Raw genomic sequence first — 18665 nt, 5'->3', positions numbered from 1 at the left:
GCATGTTAAAAATTGTCATTAATACGTCTTCATCTCTCCGCCCACACGAGCAAAAATCATTAATTGCACAATGTTTACGCTTCGATCTGCCATACGTTCTAGCTTTCGCATGGTACTTAAAATTTGAATAAAATCAGCACTTTGGTCAATCATTTTAGCAATGTCACTTAAAATATTTTTTTCCAAAATGGAGTACAAATCATCGCTTTTACTCTCTTCAACTTTGACTTTACGGTAGAGATCTTCAAGGGCTTCTTTATCGGAAATGTCAAGGGTGGAAATGGAAAGATTCACCGCTTGAATCGCTGTTTTGCACAGATGTGTGGAGTATTCATGTAAGGAAACAAAAGGAAGACCATTTTGTAAATGCAATGCCATACGTTTACTAAAACTACGGATATTTTCGGCAATTTTGACCATTTCATTGGTGATTTTAAGGTAGGCAACCATTTTACGTAAATCTTTTGCCTCAGGTCCAAAAAGGGCTAAAGCCACAACGATTTCATTATCAATGGCATTGGCTTGATTCTCAACATTTTTTAAAAGGTTTTTTGCAGATTCAAAGCGTGTAGCATCTAAACTTTCCATACCACTGAGTGTTTTTTCGCTCGCCATGGTAATCTCTGAACCTAGGTCTAAGAGCATTTTTTTGATCTCAATCAATCTTTCTTCATAGTTTTGAAGCATACATTTTCCTTATAATAGTTTGCCATCATTGTAGTTGGAAATCATTACAATATGGTAACATAAAAAGCACTTTAGCGTTACCATATTGTAATGCACTCCTCTTATAATCGTCTCATAGATTACATGTAAAAGGAGTATGGATATGGTTGATGTTGAAAAGGCTTTAAGCCTCAAGTATCCTAGCATTCTCTCTTATCCAGCTATCGTGCGTCACAGCCTTGTGTATGTTCTAAAAAAGGTACTTCATCAAGAAGAAATCAATACCTTTTTAAGTCGTGGAGAGGCATACCGTGGGTTTGATTTTGTTGAAGCTGTGTTAGAGTATTTTAATTTTGGGTACACGATTTCCAATAAAGATAAGGCAAATATCCCCGCTTCAGGGAGGGTGATTATTATTGCCAATCATCCCTTAGGTGCATTAGATGCCTTAGCATTGATTTCGCTCATTAAAGAGATAAGAAGCGATATTAAAGTGCTTGCCAATGATGTTTTAATGCAAATAGAGCCTTTAAACGAACTGCTTATTCCTATTGATAACCTCAGTGGTGCAACAACCAAAGAGTCCATTAAGAAAGTGTATGAAGCACTGGCAAAAGATGAAGCGCTCATTGTATTCCCATCAGGTGAAGTCTCAAGAGCATGTCCTACAGGGATTAAAGACAGTAAATGGAAAAAAGGCTTTTTAAAGTTTGCCCAAAAAAGTAATGCTCCTTTGTTACCTGTCTTTATTGACGCAAAAAATTCACCGCTTTTTTATACCTTTTCGATGGTCAATAAAAAACTTTCTACCTTTTTGCTTGCACGAGAAATGTTTAAAAAGCGTTCCAAAGTGATTGGTTTTAAAGTGGGAGAGATGATTCCGTATAAGAGTCTACAAAAGAGTGAGATGAGCGAGGCAATTCTTATTACACTTTTGAAGAAACATCTCTATAAAATCAGTAAGGGAAAACGAGGTATTTTTGCAACACAAAAAGCCATTGCCCATCCAGAAGAGCGTAAAATGATACGCTCAGAGTTGAAACAATCAACCCTTTTAGGGCAAACCAGTGATGGTAAAAAAATCTATTTGTACGAAGCAGAAAATGGCTCAGCCCTTTTAAAAGAGATAGGACGGCTTCGAGAGTTTACGTTTAGAAAAGTGGAAGAGGGCACAGGGGGAAGAAGAGACGTTGACCTTTTTGATAAGCACTATAAGCACATTGTTCTTTGGGATGAAGAAGAGTTGGAAGTGGTCGGGGCGTATCGTATTGGTGAAGCGAATTTTATTCGTGAGTTTTTTGGTGTGGAAGGGTTTTATTCACAAACTCTTTTTGAATTTACACCTGCATTTGAGCCCTATTTGCATAATGCGATTGAGTTAGGACGTAGTTTTGTACAGCCTCGTTATTGGGGAAGTAGAGCGCTTGATTATTTGTGGCAAGGCATTGGTGCGTATTTGTATAAAAATCCACATATTCGTTACATGTACGGACCTGTGAGTTTAAGCGATGTTTATCCTAAGGTGGCAAAAAATCTTATTCTTACGTTTTATACGCTCTATTTTAGTAAAAATGAATCTTTGGTTAAAGCACGCAATGGCTATTTTCTAAGCCATGCTGAGCAAGAAGAAGCACGTTCTTTTTTTACGGGGAAAAATTATAAGGAAGATTTCGTGATATTAAAAGAGCAGCTCTCGTTAATGAATTTATGTGTACCGACCTTGTACAAGCAATACACAGAATTATGCGATGAGGGGGGTATTTATTTTTTAGATTTTAATATTGACAAAGAGTTTGCCAATTGTATTGACAGCTTTATTTTAGTGGATATAACAAAAATTAAAGAAGCAAAAAAAACACGCTACATTAAAGGAGATGAAGCACCATAATGGGTGCTTTTCTCATGTATTTAGGAGCGTATCTAACTCTTTGATTTTTTCAAGCGCTTTTAGCGAAGAGTCTTTGGCACTTTGGCTTAAGCCCTCGCTGAAGTGCAAGACATTCTCAAGTAAAACAGCAATCCCTAAAAAAAACGTTTTGATGCAAATTTCTCGTAGATAACTCATTAAAATAGGGGTTGGAATATTGTGGGTGGAGTAGACATAGGTTCGTTCATCGCTTAGGTCTAAAAACTCTATTTTTCCCTCTTTAAATCCACTCATGGCATCAACCACCACAATGACATCGGGTGCAAATTCCCGTAAAGAGGCAAATTCATTCTCTGGTGTATCGTATCCAAAAAAGACCTTCCATTCAGGTAGATGCTCTTCAACAAGCCTTCCCACCGCAATGGCAACTCCATCGTCTCCTCTGAGCTCATTGCCTACACATAAAAGTGCTTTTTTCACGCAAAATCCTTGCGAAGCACCAAATACCCCTCTTTGAGGTTGACAAATATCTCTTTTAAAGGGCACTCTATCATTTCAGGTAACAGTTTATGTGCATGTTCAGGAAAGACTTCAATTTCAAAATATTTACTCAAATTTCCCAATTTAAATTTTAAATACTCTCCCCCATGCTGTAGTATTTCCTCGTATTCAGCTTCGTTTATTTCTAAAACTTTCTCACTAAAATCAATGGTTCCTACGCCATGTCCAATGCAGGTTGAAAAGATTTTAATCTGATCAAGCATTGCATCGCCCGATTTGGCACCATCAAGGTGCCTTTTCATGAGCTGGTAGACTTCTATCATTTAGGGCCCCATTCAACACGGTGAAGACTGATGTGATCTTCTTCATCACATGGGACATACTGGGTATAAACCTCATTGTGTAAAATTCCCATACACTCGGCATAACGTGGGTCATCTTCTGCTTGCATCGCCTCTGTAATAGAGCGTTTGGTTGCTTTTGGATTTTTTACATCACCGCTTTTAAGGAGGGCATCAAGGTATTTATCAAAGAGTTTACGTCCAAAAACATAACTCATCAACCGCTTCGCATGAACGAGTAAATCTCTCTCAAACAGAGTGTTGCCTATTACGGAGGTTTCTACTAAAGAAGGCATTTCTCCTTCTTCTTCAAAGCTTACTTTTTGAAGTCTTTGATCCATGACGCCAAGGGCTGTTGTTAGTCCATAAATAATGCTTGCAGGATGTGGAGGACATCCTGGAATATAGACATCTACAGGAATAATTTTATCAATACCGCTTAAAACACTGTAGGCATCGTAAAAGATACCTCCTGTGGAGCCACAAGCTCCTAATGCCACTACAATTTTAGGATCAGGTGCTGCTTCATACGCACGAAGCAGTGGGTAGTACATTTGGCGTGTAACAGGACCTGTGCAGAGTAAAATATCCGCATGTCTTGGGTTGGCAACCAGTTTAAAACCAAAACGCTCAGGGTCCCATAACGGGGTAATGGCTGCAAAAATTTCAATCTCACAACCATTACAACTACCACAGTCTATACGGAAAACACTAAAACTTCTGCCAATGTGTTTTAAAAGCTCCAGCTTCTCTTCTAAGTTATTTGCCAGTGCAATCGCACTGGGTACTTCATAGGTTTTCATTCTATCACCATCTCTTTGCCACTGGTAAAGTTTGCTACGGTGGCATTTTTTTTACATGTAGGGCAAACGCCTAAATACTCTTTTGCTTCTTCCAATCTTTTTTCACTGACATTGGCTTTGCTTAAACACTCAAAGCTATATTTAATCAGTCGTTTTGCACTAAAAGGTTTTTGGCACTGCGTGCAGTATTGAACCTCAAGTTCTCCTCTTTGAATCAGAGCCGATTTGTCAAATTTAACAGCAAGTTCAAACTCTTCACTCAAACGAATAGCGCCAGTGGGGCAGACTTCATCGCACCTTCCACAAAAGATACATCGCCCGCAATCAAATTCCCATACCAATTTGCTTTTATCGTTATTAAATTGCACCGTGATGGCATTAGAAGGACACGCAATGCCACACGCCGCACACCCAATACACAAATCAAAGGTGTATGCAGGCTTTCCCCTAAAATTCTTTGCAACATTATACGGTTCAAAGGGATACTTATGGGTTGTATCACCGTATTTTTTACTAATATCAAGAAGTTTCATCATCTTAAATCCTTCATGGGACTATTTTTTTGAGTTTTGGAAAATTCTTTTAGATCTTTATGCGTTAAAATTTTACTCTTTTTACTTTTCACGTCAACAACAGTCACACGCTCTGTACACGAATAACACGGATCTAGGCTACAGACAATCAATGCTGCATCGGCAATAGTGTTTCCACGGAATTGAAAACGAAGGCTTGGCCAGTTATTGTAGGTCGCAGCCCTGCATCTCCATCGAAATACTTTTTGCGCACTACCTTGCATAATCCAATGCACGTTATCACCTCTGGGCGCTTCTACATACGCTAAAGCATAGTTTTCAGGCTTAACATGAAACTTTGGATCGACAATAATTGCCGTTTGTGGCATTAACTCAAAACATTGGCGGATGATGGAAACAGAGCTTTTAAGTTCCATGTAACGTACCATCTCTCTGGCAAAGACATCACCACCCTCAACCACGGCTACATTAAACTCAATTTGTTTGAAAAAATCATACGGATGGTCATAACGCGTATCTCGTTTAATACCACTGCCTCTAATGTTTGGTCCCACAGCAGAGAAGTCACGGGCGACTTGTTTATCAAGGATACCCACACCCTTCCAGCGTTTCATTTGGCGTTGGTCATCCATAACCGCATCCCAGACTTCATCGGCTTGCGTTTCAATGATTTTTAGAATTTTAAGACTTTCTCTTATCTCTTCGCCTGTCATATCTCGTCTAAGACCACCCATCACCACATTGCCATAGGTTTTGCGTCCACCTGTGACTAGCTCTGCTAGTTTCATAGAGTATTCACGAATTCTAAAGATATGCATAAAGGCATTGTAGTTACCTGTGACTTCGCACGCCAAACCAATATTTAAAAGATGGCTATGCAATCTTTCAATTTCAGAACAAATGACACGAATGGCTTGCGCACGAGCAGGAATTTCTAAGTTAATCGCTTTTTCCGCCGCTTCAATACACGCAATAGAGTGCGCATACCCGCAAATTCCACAGACCCTCTCAGCCAAATAACCCATTTGGTCATAGTTCATGCGGTTTTCAGCCAGCTTTTCCATGCCTCTGTGTTGGTAAAAAAGGCGGTAATCCGCATCAATAATGGTATCGCCATCGCAAAAAAGTCGAAAGTGCCCTGGCTCATCAGCAGTAATGTGCAAAGGCCCCAAAGGTACATCAATAATGCCTGAGCCCTCAGGCCTTAAGAACTCATATTCAGGTTCCATATAATGATCTTTCATATCTGGACGGTAGCGGTAATCCATGGCATCTTTTCGAAGCGGAAAAAGCCCCTCTGGCCAGTCATCGCTTAGCGCTAAACGTCGTTTATCGGGTAATCCCTCTGCAACAAGACCAAACATATCGTAGGCTTCTCTCTCATACCACACACAAGCAGGTACCAAAGGTGTTACGGATGGGTAGGTAAGGCTATCGGGTGAAATAAGCACTTTAATGGTGACAAAGCATTTTTCATCTTGGGCTATTTCATCGCCTTCAAACATTTTACCACCCTCCATAGAGAGGGCATAGTAAAGGGCATAATGTTTATTAATACTTCGCTCATCATTAGGAATCATGGTGGAGAGATAGCCACCCATGTCGTAATATAAGAAGCGAACTGCTTCAGGTAAATCATTGAGTTCTACCAACGCAGTTACCTGATCTTCGCATTGTCTGGTAACTTCTAAAACCTTTACTCTAGCACTAAGAGCTTCTATAAATGTATCGCATTTCATGAAAAATCCTATTGTTTTAATATGCTTTTAACGCTCTGATCAAGCAAGAACGTAAAGGACTCAAACTGCCACACACCAAAGGTGACAATCAAAACAGCCAGTGCGATGAGCGGAAGATTTTCACTGAGCTTCATCTCACCATTATGAACGACAGTTCCTTCTACTTTACCAAAGGAAGCAAGAAAGAAGTGTGAAAAATCTGCAATAAAAATAATGGCTAAGGCAAGTGCAAAAATTCCCATTAAAACATACTTTCCATCAAGAGCGGCCGCTTTAAAGATTAAAAATTCACTCACAAAAATAGCAAAGCCAGGAACACCAACCAGTGAACAAATGGCAATACCAAAAAGTACGGTTGTAATAGGTGCAATGCGTATCATGCCCCCCATCTTAGTCATATCTTTGGTTCCATAAATTTTGGCAATATTGCCTGTGGAACAAAAGGCTAAAGCTTTGGTAAATGAGTGTGCTGCACAGTGAAACAAGGCTGCAAAAAGACCAATGGGTCCACCCACGCCTAAGCCAAAAGCGATAACACCCATGTGTGCTACAGAGTGGTAGGCAAACATCCGTTTGACATTGTGTTGACGAATCAAGAAAAAGGCAGAGACAAAGAGTGTTAAGGTAGCACTGACAATCATAACCGATTGAACAAAATCAAGCCCTACACCATTCGCAACGATAGCATAGTAACGAATCAGTCCAAGTAAAGCACATTTTAAAAGGATTCCTGAGAGCAACGCTGAGGTTGGAGCAGGACCTTCGGCATGGACATCAGGCAACCATGTATGTGTTGGCGCAAAACCTGCTTTGGTACCAAAGCCAATTAAAGCAAGGATGAAAATAAGCTTCAATGCCATCGTATCAATTTGTTCAGCATTGGCAAGAAGGTTTGTGTAGAGCATAGCATCACCCTCGATGGTACCATTGGCTGCGGCAAAGAGCAAGATAGTCGCATAAAGGGCAAATGCAAGACCAATGCTACATAAAATAATGTATTTGTAGCCACTTTCTGTGGATTTTTTGTCATTTTTGACCGCAACAAGAAAGACCGATGCTAATGTTGTCGCTTCAATAGCTGCCCACATAAAGGCGATATTGTTACACACAACACTAAGGCTCATCGTCCATGTAAAAATAAAACTAAGCGCAAAATAATTTTTCACTTGTCGTAAGGTGACGTGACCCTCTTCAAGTTCCCACTTCATATAGGTGGTTGCGTAGACATTGACCAACAAACCTGTAATCGCAATCAGCGACAAAAAGATAGCACCCAGCGAATCTAGAAAAAAGAAGTGTTCAAAAGCAAAAAGCTCATTTCCATTTACAACTTTGCCAACGGCCATCAATAAAAGAGATGAGACAGCAAAACTAAAAACAATATGAAGGTTTTGTAAAAGTTTAAAATGCAAAGGCATAAAAAACATGACAATGCCTAAAACAAAAGGCACGATGAGTATTAATATAAGAATGTCCATTTTATCCCCTTAAATTAACCGCTTTGGAAGTATCAAGACTTCCATACGTGGCGTAAAAACGTTTCGCTAAAATTCCCATAATAAGCACTGCAAAAATCGCATCGGTTAAGATTCCAACTTCAACCAGCTCATGGGCATTGTATGCCATAAGTGCAAGGCTTAGGTGAATGCCATTTTCAAAGAGGCAGTAGGAGAGAATTTGTTTAATAAAAGAGTTTCTTAGGATAAATCCAAAAATACCCATCATGAAGATAAAGGAAGCCGCAAAGAGTGGCAAGGTGTCTTGAAAGAGTGAAAAATTGATAAACACTTTGTAAAACATCATAGCCACAGCCAGTGAAAAGCTGAGCGCTACAACAGGCGATATAAAAAAGCCTCCTACAGGTTCATCTTCAACAACAACCCCCAATTTTTTAACAAGTCTGAATAGAAACAGCGGTACCACAACAACTTTCATGACAAAAGCGGTTGCTGACCAGATGAGTAATTCATGTGCACCATACTTTACATATAAAAGTAAAAACACGATGACCAAAAGCAGTGTTTGCAAAGCATACGCTAGAATGCTATGACGGTATTGCCTTAAGCCAAAGACCGCAAAACTTGTTCCCATCATCAAAACAGTGATAATATCGATTAAATTTAAATTTGCCATCGTTAAATTCCCATAATATAAAGTACTAATGCAGTACATGAAACAGCCAGTGCATAAAGCATTGTGCGTTTCATACCTTTATTCATTGTAAATCTCGGTCCAAAGTTATCAATAAATACACCCATGACATAAAGAAAACCTACCTCTGCTAAGAAAATAATGAGCGATAGAATTGGATTTTCAACAATTCCCCATGGGACGAAAATAACAAGAAAAAATCCTAAAACTGCGAATTGTTTGAGTAAGATTGCTATATCAATCAGAGCAAAATCTTTACCACAAAACTCTCCTAAAACACCCTCTTGTAACTCTTGTTCAGCCTCAGCTAAATCATAAGGTTTTCGTCCAGTCTCAACATACATCACCCACAAAAATGCCGTAGCCGCAATAGAAAAAGAGGGAATAGCATATCCATAATGTCCCTCCAATACGGAATGAACAATAAAAGGTAAATTCGTACTGCCAGCACCCATCATAACCACAATCAGACAAATGACTGCCACTTCTTCAGTATAAAACCCCATAGTACCTTCTCTGCTTGCACTGACGCCTGAGAAAGGGTTGGCGGTATCAAAACCCGCCACAATAAACGTAAATCGAAACAATGCCCCTAAATAGAGCAACACAAAGATGTCAGAAAATTGCGACAAAGCAACGGCCTTGGTACCATAGGTAATGGGTAAGGCACAAAACATGGCTGCTGCGCTGATAAACAACACATAGGGAGCTATTTGATAGATATAGCTTGCGCTGTGTGATTTTGTTCTGCCCCGCTTAAGTAATTTATAAATATCATAATAGGTTTGAAAAATACTCGGTCCCATACGGGATTGAAATTTGGCTCGAAGTTTCCTTGAAATTCCATCAAAGAGAGGAGCGACCATTATTGCTGAGATAAGTTGTAATAATAAATAAAAAAAATCCATTTTCATCCTCTCCTTATAGGTAGTAATACCCAAACATGAGTATTAAACAAAGGTAAATCAAAATATAACCCGCATAAAGGTTGGTTCTACCATTTTGAAAAATACCTATTTTATCGGCAACCACCATAATAAAATCAATCACAGGTACATACAATTTTTCCCAAAAAAGATCATGGGTTTTATGCGTATACACAGCCTTTGAAAAGTACCCATCAATTTTCACTTCGCTTTCGTATTTTAAAATAAAGCTCAATGCTTTTTTGATGTCACCTGTAAAGGCATTGGAACCAATTTGCATGTTTTTGTTGTAAAGAAAACCGCATGCCCATGGATCCGTAATACGTGCTTCTTTATGATTCGCCTTTAAAAGATAAAGGAGCACAAAAGGGATAATGGCGCATAAAAGCATTACCATGATAATGATTGGCATAGAGATTAAGCCTTGGATACTTGTAGTGGTTTGAGGTATTAATGTAAAAACAATTTTTGAGAGCATACCAATCACATCATTCATAAACACACCAATTCCTACACACAAGCTTGCCAACAAACCAAGCGGCAAGAGTCGGATAAAAGAGACTTCTTTCGCATCTTCTATTTTTTGGGTATCTCGTGCAACACCTAAAAAGATAGCACCATAAACTTTTGAAAACGCCATGATAGCCATAGCTCCAGTAATGGAAAGAGCAATAATGGCAAGAGTAAAGAAGAAGCGTGAGACAACGCCCTCATGAATACCTCCCATGACCATGGTTTTATAAACAACCCATTCACTGGCAAATCCATTGAGTGGAGGCAATGCACAAATAGCAACCACTGCAACAAAAAAGATTATGGAGGTTATAGGCATTTTTTTGTGCAAACCACCCAGAAGATCCATATTGCGTGTTTGTGTGGCGGTGTAAACATTACCACTGAGCATAAACAGAAGTGATTTGAAAACGGCATGGTTTAAAATATGAAAGAACCCTGCAACAAAACCTAGTAAAGCGATGGTAGGTGAGTTGGTTCCAAGACCATAAAATGCGCCACCTAGTCCTAAAAAGATAATACCCACGTTCTCGCAGGAGCTATAGGCAATAGCGGCTTTGTAGTCATTGGAAACAAGTGCGTAAATAATTCCAAAAACACAGCTAAGAGCACCCACAAACAGTAATATATAACCAAATTGAACCAGTGAAGGCAACAGAAGGGAGAATTTAATAAAGGCAAAAAGAGCGACTTTAATCATAACCCCACTCATCAGTGCTGAAGCATTCGATGGGCATTGGCAGTAGGCAAGCGGCAACCAAACATGAAAGGGAAACATGCCTGCTTTTGAGCCAAGACCAATGAGCAGAAGGACAAACAGTGTTAAGCTCATGCCAAACCCAATTTCCATTTCAGCAAATTTACTAAACTCAAAGCTACCTGCAAAGCTTGCCATAATTAAAAGAGCAACCATTAAACAAAACGCCCCAATTTGAGCAATTCCTAAATAAATCATGACATTTTTTCCAGCATCCTTACCATCATTAATCAAAATTAACAAGGCTGAGATGAGGGTCATAACTTCCCATAAAAGCATAAAGGAAAACACATTGTCACTGGCAATGACCAAAAGCATGGAAAGAATAAATGCGTTAAAGAGTGACGCAAAAACGGCTAAGTTTGCTTTGTTTTCATAAAATTTTGCGTAGTCAAAGCTAAACAGTGAAACCGCAAAAGCGACAAGACTCACTAAAAAACTAAAAAACATGCCTAAGGAATCAAGTCGAAACAAAGGTGCACTAATAAAGCTTCCTGGTAATTTCCATAACAAGGTATCGTGTAGATTGGAAAAGAAAAAAATCGCCGCATAGAGCGAAATGACGCTGGCTAAGCCAAATCCCACTTTTTGTGCAAGAAGAGGCTTTTTATAAAGCAAAAGAGAAAGAAGTGAGGCTAACAAAAATAGCGTGTATATGGTTTGCATTATGATTCCTCTTTAGTGGTTTGGGGTTCTTCAACGGGAGTAGGCGCTGGTTCTTTAGGTTTTTTAAGAACAGGCTCAGGTATGTCTTTAAACTCTACATCTGGAACAATGGTTTTTAAAAAGGGTGCTAAGTCCCCTTTGACTTTTTTACCAAATTTACACTCTCCAGATACAGGATCAACAAAGACCAGTGCACCCGTTGGACAAACACTCACACATGCAGGCCCACTTTCAATGCCATCGCACATGTCACATTTAATGGCAATGCTTTTAAGACCACTGATACAACCAGCTTCTAAATGGGTTTCCACTTCTTCTTGAATGGAAGGAGGAAATTCAGCATCAATCACAATGGCACCGTAGGGACAAGCGATGGTACAGAGTTTACAGCCAATGCAAATCTCCTCACAAAGCTCGACACAGGAATTAGCTATACGAAGTGCACCCGTTGGGCAGACATTGGCACAGGGGGCATCATCGCATTGGCGACATTGGTTGGGCATTTTACCGCTCTCAAGAGTGAGCACATCCAACCTTTTTTTGGAAAGTTTCCCACGTATGTAGGCGTGTTTAACACAGGCTTTAACACAGGCATTACACGCAATACACATCAGCGGGTTTGTAATCACGAATTTATGAACTTTTGACATAGACTATCCTCTATGGTGTGTTTAGTTTTTGAATAAACCAGTACAATCATTGGATAAAAAAACCCACTAAAATGGGATTTATTATCGTATTAACTCTATTCATACTTTGAAAGTATATATAAATTTTGTAGCATGAAAATAGCTTAGTTTTAAAATTTACAGTTTAATTCAATTTATTAAATAGAAATTAAATAATTTTTTGACAAAACCCTTTTACCTAGAGGATAGTTTAGCACGAATCAAAGAGAGTGTAGCGGAAATGGATGCATAAAAAGCAAGTCATCTTCATACACGTATCAAGATGACTCTAGCGTTACATGTAAACGCTTAGGATGTTTTAAAGGTAGAAAGAGCATCGCTAAGGTTTGAAGAGAGTTTAGAGAGATGTTCTGCTGCTGAGGCGATCTCTTCTACGCTTCTTGCATTGGTGGAGGTTAGTTTGTGAATGGCATCAACACGTCCTAACATAGAGCTTGCCTCTTTGCTACCATTTTTGGCTTCTTTTGCCGCACCTTGAGCAATGATTGCTGTTTCGTTCATATTGTTAACGGTTTTTAACATCAGTTGTTGTGTCTTTTCTGCTCGAACGCCTAAGGCTTGAATTTCTTGTGCATTTTTTTTCATTAAATCTGAAGAGGTATTGACCGATTGGGTAATGACAGCTACGGTTGAATTACTCTCCACTAAACTTTTTTGGGTTCGCTCAGCGAGTTTTCGCACTTCATCCGCAACCACAGCAAAACCACGTCCGTGTTCACCTGCCCGTGCAGCTTCAATAGCGGCATTGAGTGCTAGTAAATTGGTTTGTTCTGCAATATCGGAAATTACGGAAAGTACTTGTTGTACTTGTGCAACTTCTTGATCGAGTTGCTCTAAACGGGCGGAAAGATCTGTTTGATTCGCAACCATGGTTTGTAAATCAGCAGACACTGCCAAAACCTCTTGTGAGGCTTCGTTAAGTTCGGCAGAGACGTTTTGCATAACAGTGCCTGCTTTTTCAGCATTTTCTTCACTTGCATGTAAAATAGTGGCAACATTTTTAGTGGTGTGCACGGCTCTGTCCACTTCTTTATCGCTCTCTTCGGTACGTCTTCCAATCTCTAGGGAGGTAGAAGAGAGTTCTTCTGCGACTGCTGCATTTTCCATAGCGGTACGTTTGGCATCATCAATTGCTTGACGTAGTTGTGCGAGGAGGGCATTTACGGTTTGCATCATGCTTGCAATTTCATCTTCACCATGGGTTTTAATAGTATGGGTTAAATCTTTGGTCGCCCCAATGTATTGGCATTCGTTGGTTGCAATTTGTAAAGATTTTTTAATGTGAGAGGCAACATACCAAAAAGCAAGGTTGGTAATGATTAAGGCCATTAGAGCAAGAATAATACCAATTATACGGGCTTTTGCTAAGGATGCTTTTTCTTCCATTTCAATTGCTTTAGAGAGTTCATCCCCTTTTTTTGCAATAATAATAAATGCATCACGTCCCTTATTGGTCAGTTCTGTAAATTTTTTACCATCACTGGTGGCTAAAAATTCAGGGGTATCGGTAGCTTTTTTATATTTGGTAAGCAGATCAAAACGAGGCAGTGTGGATTCTGCAAAGGCATCCACACCTATTTTGATTTCATTAAAGAGTGCAATGTCCCTTTCTGAGCTTAATAAAGGTTGCAATTCAAGAAGGTGTCTTGCTAATGTTCTTTCTGCTTCAATGGATTTTTCCATAAACATAGGCACAAAAGTGATTTGATAACCTCTTGAATGCATCAGAAGCTCTGCGGTATCACGTGTAATTTTTTCAATAATCTGTACTTTTTTAACGGCAATTTCTGCACTGGCCGTGTTTGAAATCAGCAAATAACTCAAAGAACACGTACTCAATAAAATAATCACGAACAAAGCAATAAGTTTTGCGCGAAGTGTTTGCAACATAAAATTCTCCTTAAATTCCAATTTTATATAAATAAAATAATAATAGTGAATTCTAACATAATAGCAGAGGAATCATCGTGAGATAATGTGTGAGATAATGCTTTTTTCTGTAATGGACTCAATCGTTACATGTAATCATCTTGTAACCAAATTTTTTTACAATGACCGTGTTACAAAATCTTAAATGGAGTGTATTATGACGATAAAAATGAGTGCAGTAGCGCTATTAAGCGTCGCAGCATTAAGCGTTAGTGCTAGTGCAAGAGATCAGATTAAAATTGTTGGATCATCGACAGTGTATCCTTTTACAAGCTATGTAGCAGAAGAGTTTAAAGCCGTAACAGGAAACCCAACACCCGTTGTTGAATCAACAGGAACAGGTGGCGGTATGAAGCTTTTTTGTGCAGGTGATGGTCTTGATACCCCAGATTTTACCAATGCGTCACGCCCAATTAAAGCCGATGAATTTGAAATTTGTGTTAAAAATGGTGTAACTGACATTACTGGAATGATGGTTGGTTTTGATGGTATTGCGATTGCTCAATCAAAAATCAATGGTGAAGTTGCCCTAAGCAAAGAGCACCTTTTCTTAGCGCTTGCAGATGAAGTTCCAGGTAAAGATGGCAAATTGATGAAAAACCCGTATAAAACATGGAATGAAATTGATGCAAAATTGCCAAATAGAAAAATTACAGTTTATGGTCCTCCAACCACATCAGGAACCAGAGATTCATTTGATGAAATGGTCATGGAAGCTGCTTCTAAAAAATTTGATGCGTATGGCGATAAAAAAGGTAAATACAAAGCGATTCGTCAAGATGGCGCATTTGTTCCAGCAGGTGAGAATGATAACTTAATCGTTCAAAAATTGACTAAAGATACTGCAGCGTTTGGTATTTTTGGATACAGCTTCTTAGAAGAAAATGGTGATAAAATCAATGGTGCAACGGTTGATGGCGTTGCTCCAACGTCTGAGAATATCTCAAGCGGAAAATACCCTATCTCACGAAGCCTTTATATTTACGCTAAAAACTCTCACAGAGCAAGCGTTAAAGGGATGGATGAGTTCTTTAAACTTTACGTCGATGACAAAATGGTTGGACAAAAAGGTGTTTTAAAAACCATTGGTTTGGTTCCAATGACAGCTGAAGAGCTTAAAAAAGTTCAAGCAGCGGTTTTGGCTAAAACAAAACTAACCGAAGAAATGGTTAAAAAACATACCATTCTTCCTTAATTATCATTACATGTAAAACTAAAAGGAGGGTGTGAGCTCACATCCTCCTCATTTTTCTAAAAGGACTCTGGTGAGCACTCAAACACTTTATCTTATTTTTTTTAGTGGTCTTTTCCCACTCATGTTTATCGGTTATATTATTGGTAAAACACGTGCTGTAGGGTTACGCTCTGAAGGTATTAAAATGCATTCCCAACCCGATCAGTATGGTTGGTTTGTTGCCCTTTATACAGGACTTCCTATTATAACCATTGGTGTTGTGGGAGTATTTTTATATCTTTTTGGCATTCATGCCATTCCCCCTTTTATGTTAGTTTCAGGCGCTCTGAGTGCTGGAGCGGTTGCCCTTTTTTTCTTTTTTAGAAATGTGGCTCCACAAACAAGGGCTCGTGATTTGGTTGAAAATTTTATTAAAGGCATGTTGTTATTTGCTTCGTTAATTTCAGTCATGACGACTTTTGGTATTTTACTTTCCATCATCTTTGAAGCTTTGCATTTTTTTCAAACTCAAAGCCTTAGTTATTTTTTATTTGGTACAGAGTGGGCACCTGATACTGCCTTTTTAGAAGGAGCTGGGCGTTCTGATGTTCATGCCGCTCAAGCCAAATTTGGGGCTGTGCCTATTTTTGCAGGAACGTTTTATATTACCCTTATGGCAATGATTTTAGCCGTTCCAGTGGGATTGCTTTCTGCCATTTATATGTCAGAGTATGCAACATCAAAAGTCAGAAGCCAACTTAAGCCGTTTTTAGAGATTTTAGCAGGTATCCCAACGGTTGTGTACGGATTTTTTGCTGCCCTTACCATTGCACCTGCGGTGGTGAAGTTTTTTGCCATCTTTGGCATTGAAGCCCAGTACCAAAATGCACTCTCAAGCGGTATTATTATGGGGGTTATGATTATTCCATTTATCTCTTCACTTTCCGATGATGTTATCAGTGCTGTCCCTCAAAGTATGCGCAATGGTGCGTATGCACTTGGGATGAATAAGGCGGAGACCATTCGGTTTGTTGTGCTTCCATCTGCAATGCCAGGCATTATTGCTTCGATATTATTAGCTGTTTCACGTGCGCTTGGAGAGACAATGATTGTGGTCATGGCAGCGGGACTTCGCCCAAATTTATCATGGAATCCATTGGAAGACATGACAACGGTGACCGTTAAAATTGTTGAATCGCTCACAGGAGATCAAGAGTTTAACAATCCTCTAACCCTCTCAGCCTTTGCACTTGGTTTTGTGCTTTTTGTTGTAACACTGATTATAAACATTGTCTCTGTAAGCACCATTCGACGTTTCCACAGAAAATACAAAGTTTCCACACTTTAAGGGATTGACAGATGAAAGATACCAACGAAAACTATTTTTATATACCTCAAATTAAAAGACGTAACCAAAAAGCGGCACTTTTTAAATTTGCCACGATGGCTGCCATTGCTTTTTCGATCTCTTTTTTAGTCTTTTTCCTAGTGGATATTGTCCGTGCGGGGTATCCTGCGTTTTCACAAACGTACATTAAAATAGATGTAGCAATTAATGAAGAGGTTGTTGAAAATCCTTACGGGGCAATTAATGCCAAACAGCTTAAAATTATCAGTCGTGCTTGGCTTAGGGATTTACCAAATCTCATTAAAGAAAATCCCTCATGGATGAATAGCACGCAAACCTTTTGGGCACTTGCCAACTCAGAGGTTGATCAATACCTTAAGGGCAAAGAGTCTCGTACCTCTGAACGTGATCGAGCGTATGTGGATGAACTGAAAGAAAAAGGCAATGTTGAGCTTAAGTTTAATACCATTTTTTTAACCACGGGAGATTCTAAAATTCCTGAAAATTCAGGTATTTATGCGGCGGTTATTGGCTCATTACTTACCATGTTTGTGACCATTGTGATAGCTTTTCCTATCGGGGTGATGACAGCTATTTATTTGGAAGAGTTTGCGCCTGAGAACAATTTAACGCATGTGATCGAGGTGAATATCAATAACCTTGCCGCCATTCCCTCCATTCTTTTTGGTTTGTTGGGCTTAGCAATTTTTATTAACTTTTTTGGAGTTCCTAGAAGCTCTCCTTTGGTGGGTGGTATGACCTTGGCACTGATGAGCTTGCCTGTCATTATTGTGAGTGCGAAAGCCTCTTTAAAATCGGTTCCTGCTAGTATTCGTCAAGCGGGTTTTGGTTTGGGACTGACCAAATGGCAAATTGTAAGAGACCATGTTTTGCCTGTGGCAATGCCTGGAATTTTAACAGGCTCTATTATCTCCATCGCTCGTGCTATTGGTGAAACGGCACCGCTGATTATCGTGGGGATGATAGCCTTTGTTCCCGACCCTGCAACGAGTGTTACACAAGCAGCAACTGTGCTTCCTGCACAAATCTTTACGTGGGCTGGCATGCCTGAGAAAGCTTATTTGGAGCGAACAGCCGCTGCGATTGTTGTGCTCTTGGCAGTCTTGCTCTCCTTAAATGCCGTGGCAATCTATTTACGAAAAAAATTTGAAAGAAAGTGGTAACAGTATGGAAAAGAGTTATATTCACACCAGTATGAGTGATCGAGAAATGGGTGCAAGCTCAGAAGAGACCATTAAAGTAGAAGTCAAAAATCTGAATCTATTCTACGGTGAAAAACAAGCCCTAAATTCTATTAACATGGATATTTATACCAAAAAAATTACTGCACTTATAGGACCTAGTGGTTGTGGAAAATCGACCTTTTTGCGTTGTATCAACCGTATGAATGACTTGGTTCAAAATTGTCGGGTTGAGGGATATATTGGGGTAGATGGCCATGATATTTATGATAAATCCATTGACGTTGTAGCCGTGCGAAAACGAGTGGGGATGGTGTTTCAACAGCCCAATCCCTTTCCTAAGAGCATTTATGAAAATATTGCGTATGCTCCTTTAATGCATGATATTGTTAAAAAAGGCAAAGAGTGTGATGAGCTTGTTGAAAAAGCTCTTAAGGGTGCTAACCTTTGGGACGAGGTCAAAGACAAACTCAAAGATCCAGGAACTGCCCTTTCAGGCGGACAACAACAGCGTTTGTGTATTGCACGTGCGATTGCGGTAGAGCCAGATGTCATTTTGATGGATGAGCCAACCTCTGCGCTTGATCCGATTTCAACCGAGAAGATTGAAAACTTGATGTTAGATTTGAAGAAAAATTACACCATCATCATCGTCACACACAACATGCAACAAGCCGCACGTATTGCGGATTATACAGCGTTTTTCCACCTTGGAAATCTCATCGAATATTCTGATGCTAAAACACTGTTTGTCAATCCAAAAGAGAAGAAAACCGAAGACTACATCACAGGTCGCTTTGGTTGATGATAACTTACATGTAAAGCCAAAAAGCTTTACATGTAATCCTTTTTGCACACAA

Annotated in this window: 17 protein-coding genes and 1 pseudogene; 6 read left to right on the top strand and 12 right to left on the bottom strand. The window is 39.4% G+C overall.

Annotated features, from left to right (window positions below; translation table 11 throughout):
* Positions 1-18 precede the first annotated feature (18 nt).
* Positions 19-687, bottom strand: a complete 669-nt coding sequence (locus SULBA_RS09730; protein ID WP_014770122.1) for a phosphate signaling complex PhoU family protein — start codon at positions 685-687, stop codon at positions 19-21.
* Positions 688-829: 142 nt separating this feature from the next.
* Here SULBA_RS09730 and olsF point away from each other — a divergent pair, with 142 nt between their 5' ends.
* Entirely contained in the window at positions 830-2554 is a 1725-nt protein-coding gene (gene olsF, locus SULBA_RS09725; protein ID WP_014770121.1) for a bifunctional ornithine lipid synthase OlsF, read from the top strand.
* Between the two features lie 12 nt (positions 2555-2566).
* Here the strand turns inward: olsF and SULBA_RS09720 are convergent, their stop codons facing one another.
* The 11 genes from SULBA_RS09720 to SULBA_RS09670 all read right to left on the bottom strand — a co-directional run bounded on the left by SULBA_RS09720 (position 2567) and on the right by SULBA_RS09670 (position 14042).
* Entirely contained in the window at positions 2567-3013 is a 447-nt protein-coding gene (locus SULBA_RS09720; RefSeq protein WP_014770120.1) for a hydrogenase 3 maturation endopeptidase HyCI, read from the bottom strand.
* Positions 3010-3357, bottom strand: coding sequence for a formate hydrogenlyase maturation HycH family protein (locus tag SULBA_RS09715; protein WP_014770119.1), 348 nt, complete (start codon positions 3355-3357; stop codon positions 3010-3012). The genes SULBA_RS09720 and SULBA_RS09715 overlap by 4 nt, the downstream gene beginning before the upstream one ends.
* The gene (locus SULBA_RS09710; protein WP_014770118.1) at positions 3354-4178 is read right to left on the bottom strand and encodes an NADH-quinone oxidoreductase subunit B family protein; all 825 of its coding nucleotides are present in this window, start codon (positions 4176-4178) and stop codon (positions 3354-3356) included. Before SULBA_RS09710 ends, SULBA_RS09715 begins: the two co-directional genes overlap by 4 nt.
* On the bottom strand, positions 4175-4714 hold the full coding sequence (locus SULBA_RS09705) for a formate hydrogenlyase complex iron-sulfur subunit (RefSeq protein ID WP_014770117.1): 540 nt from the start codon (positions 4712-4714) through the stop codon (positions 4175-4177). Before SULBA_RS09705 ends, SULBA_RS09710 begins: the two co-directional genes overlap by 4 nt.
* The gene (locus tag SULBA_RS09700; protein WP_014770116.1) at positions 4711-6450 is read right to left on the bottom strand and encodes a hydrogenase large subunit; all 1740 of its coding nucleotides are present in this window, start codon (positions 6448-6450) and stop codon (positions 4711-4713) included. Before SULBA_RS09700 ends, SULBA_RS09705 begins: the two co-directional genes overlap by 4 nt.
* Before the next feature lie 8 nt (positions 6451-6458).
* Positions 6459-7928, bottom strand: coding sequence for a hydrogenase 4 subunit F (locus SULBA_RS09695; RefSeq protein WP_014770115.1), 1470 nt, complete (start codon positions 7926-7928; stop codon positions 6459-6461).
* A gap of 1 nt (position 7929) precedes the next feature.
* Positions 7930-8583: a hydrogenase 4 membrane subunit gene (gene hyfE, locus SULBA_RS09690; RefSeq protein ID WP_014770114.1), complete on the bottom strand. Its 654-nt coding sequence runs from the start codon at positions 8581-8583 to the stop codon at positions 7930-7932.
* A gap of 2 nt (positions 8584-8585) precedes the next feature.
* The gene (locus SULBA_RS09685) at positions 8586-9509 is read right to left on the bottom strand and encodes a respiratory chain complex I subunit 1 family protein (protein WP_014770113.1); all 924 of its coding nucleotides are present in this window, start codon (positions 9507-9509) and stop codon (positions 8586-8588) included.
* A gap of 13 nt (positions 9510-9522) precedes the next feature.
* Positions 9523-11463, bottom strand: a complete 1941-nt coding sequence (locus tag SULBA_RS09680; protein ID WP_014770112.1) for a proton-conducting transporter transmembrane domain-containing protein — start codon at positions 11461-11463, stop codon at positions 9523-9525.
* Complete coding sequence (locus SULBA_RS09675; protein WP_014770111.1) at positions 11463-12113, bottom strand: 4Fe-4S dicluster domain-containing protein; 651 nt, start codon at positions 12111-12113, stop codon at positions 11463-11465. Before SULBA_RS09675 ends, SULBA_RS09680 begins: the two co-directional genes overlap by 1 nt.
* A gap of 327 nt (positions 12114-12440) precedes the next feature.
* Positions 12441-14042 carry a methyl-accepting chemotaxis protein gene (locus tag SULBA_RS09670; protein ID WP_014770110.1) on the bottom strand — a complete coding sequence of 534 codons (1602 nt, stop codon included), beginning with the start codon at positions 14040-14042 and terminating at the stop codon, positions 12441-12443.
* Positions 14043-14250: 208 nt separating this feature from the next.
* Here SULBA_RS09670 and SULBA_RS09665 point away from each other — a divergent pair, with 208 nt between their 5' ends.
* The 5 genes and pseudogenes from SULBA_RS09665 (at position 14251) to pstB (ending at position 18610) form a co-directional block, all read left to right on the top strand.
* Positions 14251-15276 (top strand): PstS family phosphate ABC transporter substrate-binding protein, encoded by a 1026-nt coding sequence (locus SULBA_RS09665; RefSeq protein ID WP_425353013.1) that lies wholly within the window; start codon positions 14251-14253, stop codon positions 15274-15276.
* 121 nt (positions 15277-15397) lie between these two features.
* A pseudogene (locus SULBA_RS13260) lies at positions 15398-15517 on the top strand (phosphate ABC transporter permease family protein); the annotation flags it as partial.
* A gap of 153 nt (positions 15518-15670) precedes the next feature.
* Positions 15671-16603 carry a phosphate ABC transporter permease subunit PstC gene (pstC, locus tag SULBA_RS09660; protein WP_280938021.1) on the top strand — a complete coding sequence of 311 codons (933 nt, stop codon included), beginning with the start codon at positions 15671-15673 and terminating at the stop codon, positions 16601-16603.
* Between the two features lie 11 nt (positions 16604-16614).
* A complete protein-coding gene (gene pstA, locus SULBA_RS09655; protein ID WP_014770107.1) occupies positions 16615-17787 on the top strand; it encodes a phosphate ABC transporter permease PstA in 1173 nt (390 codons plus the stop codon).
* Positions 17788-17857: 70 nt separating this feature from the next.
* Complete coding sequence (gene pstB / locus SULBA_RS09650) at positions 17858-18610, top strand: phosphate ABC transporter ATP-binding protein PstB (protein WP_425353012.1); 753 nt, start codon at positions 17858-17860, stop codon at positions 18608-18610.
* The last annotated feature ends 55 nt before the right edge of the window (positions 18611-18665 follow it).

The sequence above is a fragment of the Sulfurospirillum barnesii SES-3 genome, from assembly GCF_000265295.1.
GTDB classification, from domain to species: domain Bacteria; phylum Campylobacterota; class Campylobacteria; order Campylobacterales; family Sulfurospirillaceae; genus Sulfurospirillum; species Sulfurospirillum barnesii.
The sequence above is the reverse complement of the archived record's forward strand: the minus strand, read 5'-3'. Positions and strand labels throughout refer to the sequence as shown.

Excerpts from the sequence above, each read along its gene's own strand:
- SULBA_RS09730 (WP_014770122.1), bottom strand. The coding sequence starts at position 687 with ATGCTTCAAAACTATGAAGAAAGATTGATTGAGATCAAAAAAATGCTC.
- olsF (WP_014770121.1), top strand. The coding sequence starts at position 830 with ATGGTTGATGTTGAAAAGGCTTTAAGCCTCAAGTATCCTAGCATTCTC.
- SULBA_RS09715 (WP_014770119.1), bottom strand. The coding sequence starts at position 3,357 with ATGATAGAAGTCTACCAGCTCATGAAAAGGCACCTTGATGGTGCCAAA.
- SULBA_RS09710 (WP_014770118.1), bottom strand. The coding sequence starts at position 4,178 with ATGAAAACCTATGAAGTACCCAGTGCGATTGCACTGGCAAATAACTTA.
- SULBA_RS09705 (WP_014770117.1), bottom strand. The coding sequence starts at position 4,714 with ATGATGAAACTTCTTGATATTAGTAAAAAATACGGTGATACAACCCAT.
- SULBA_RS09700 (WP_014770116.1), bottom strand. The coding sequence starts at position 6,450 with ATGAAATGCGATACATTTATAGAAGCTCTTAGTGCTAGAGTAAAGGTT.
- SULBA_RS09695 (WP_014770115.1), bottom strand. The coding sequence starts at position 7,928 with ATGGACATTCTTATATTAATACTCATCGTGCCTTTTGTTTTAGGCATT.
- hyfE (WP_014770114.1), bottom strand. The coding sequence starts at position 8,583 with ATGGCAAATTTAAATTTAATCGATATTATCACTGTTTTGATGATGGGA.
- SULBA_RS09685 (WP_014770113.1), bottom strand. The coding sequence starts at position 9,509 with ATGGATTTTTTTTATTTATTATTACAACTTATCTCAGCAATAATGGTC.
- SULBA_RS09680 (WP_014770112.1), bottom strand. The coding sequence starts at position 11,463 with ATGCAAACCATATACACGCTATTTTTGTTAGCCTCACTTCTTTCTCTT.
- SULBA_RS09675 (WP_014770111.1), bottom strand. The coding sequence starts at position 12,113 with ATGTCAAAAGTTCATAAATTCGTGATTACAAACCCGCTGATGTGTATT.
- SULBA_RS09670 (WP_014770110.1), bottom strand. The coding sequence starts at position 14,042 with ATGTTGCAAACACTTCGCGCAAAACTTATTGCTTTGTTCGTGATTATT.
- SULBA_RS09665 (WP_425353013.1), top strand. The coding sequence starts at position 14,251 with ATGAGTGCAGTAGCGCTATTAAGCGTCGCAGCATTAAGCGTTAGTGCT.
- pstA (WP_014770107.1), top strand. The coding sequence starts at position 16,615 with ATGAAAGATACCAACGAAAACTATTTTTATATACCTCAAATTAAAAGA.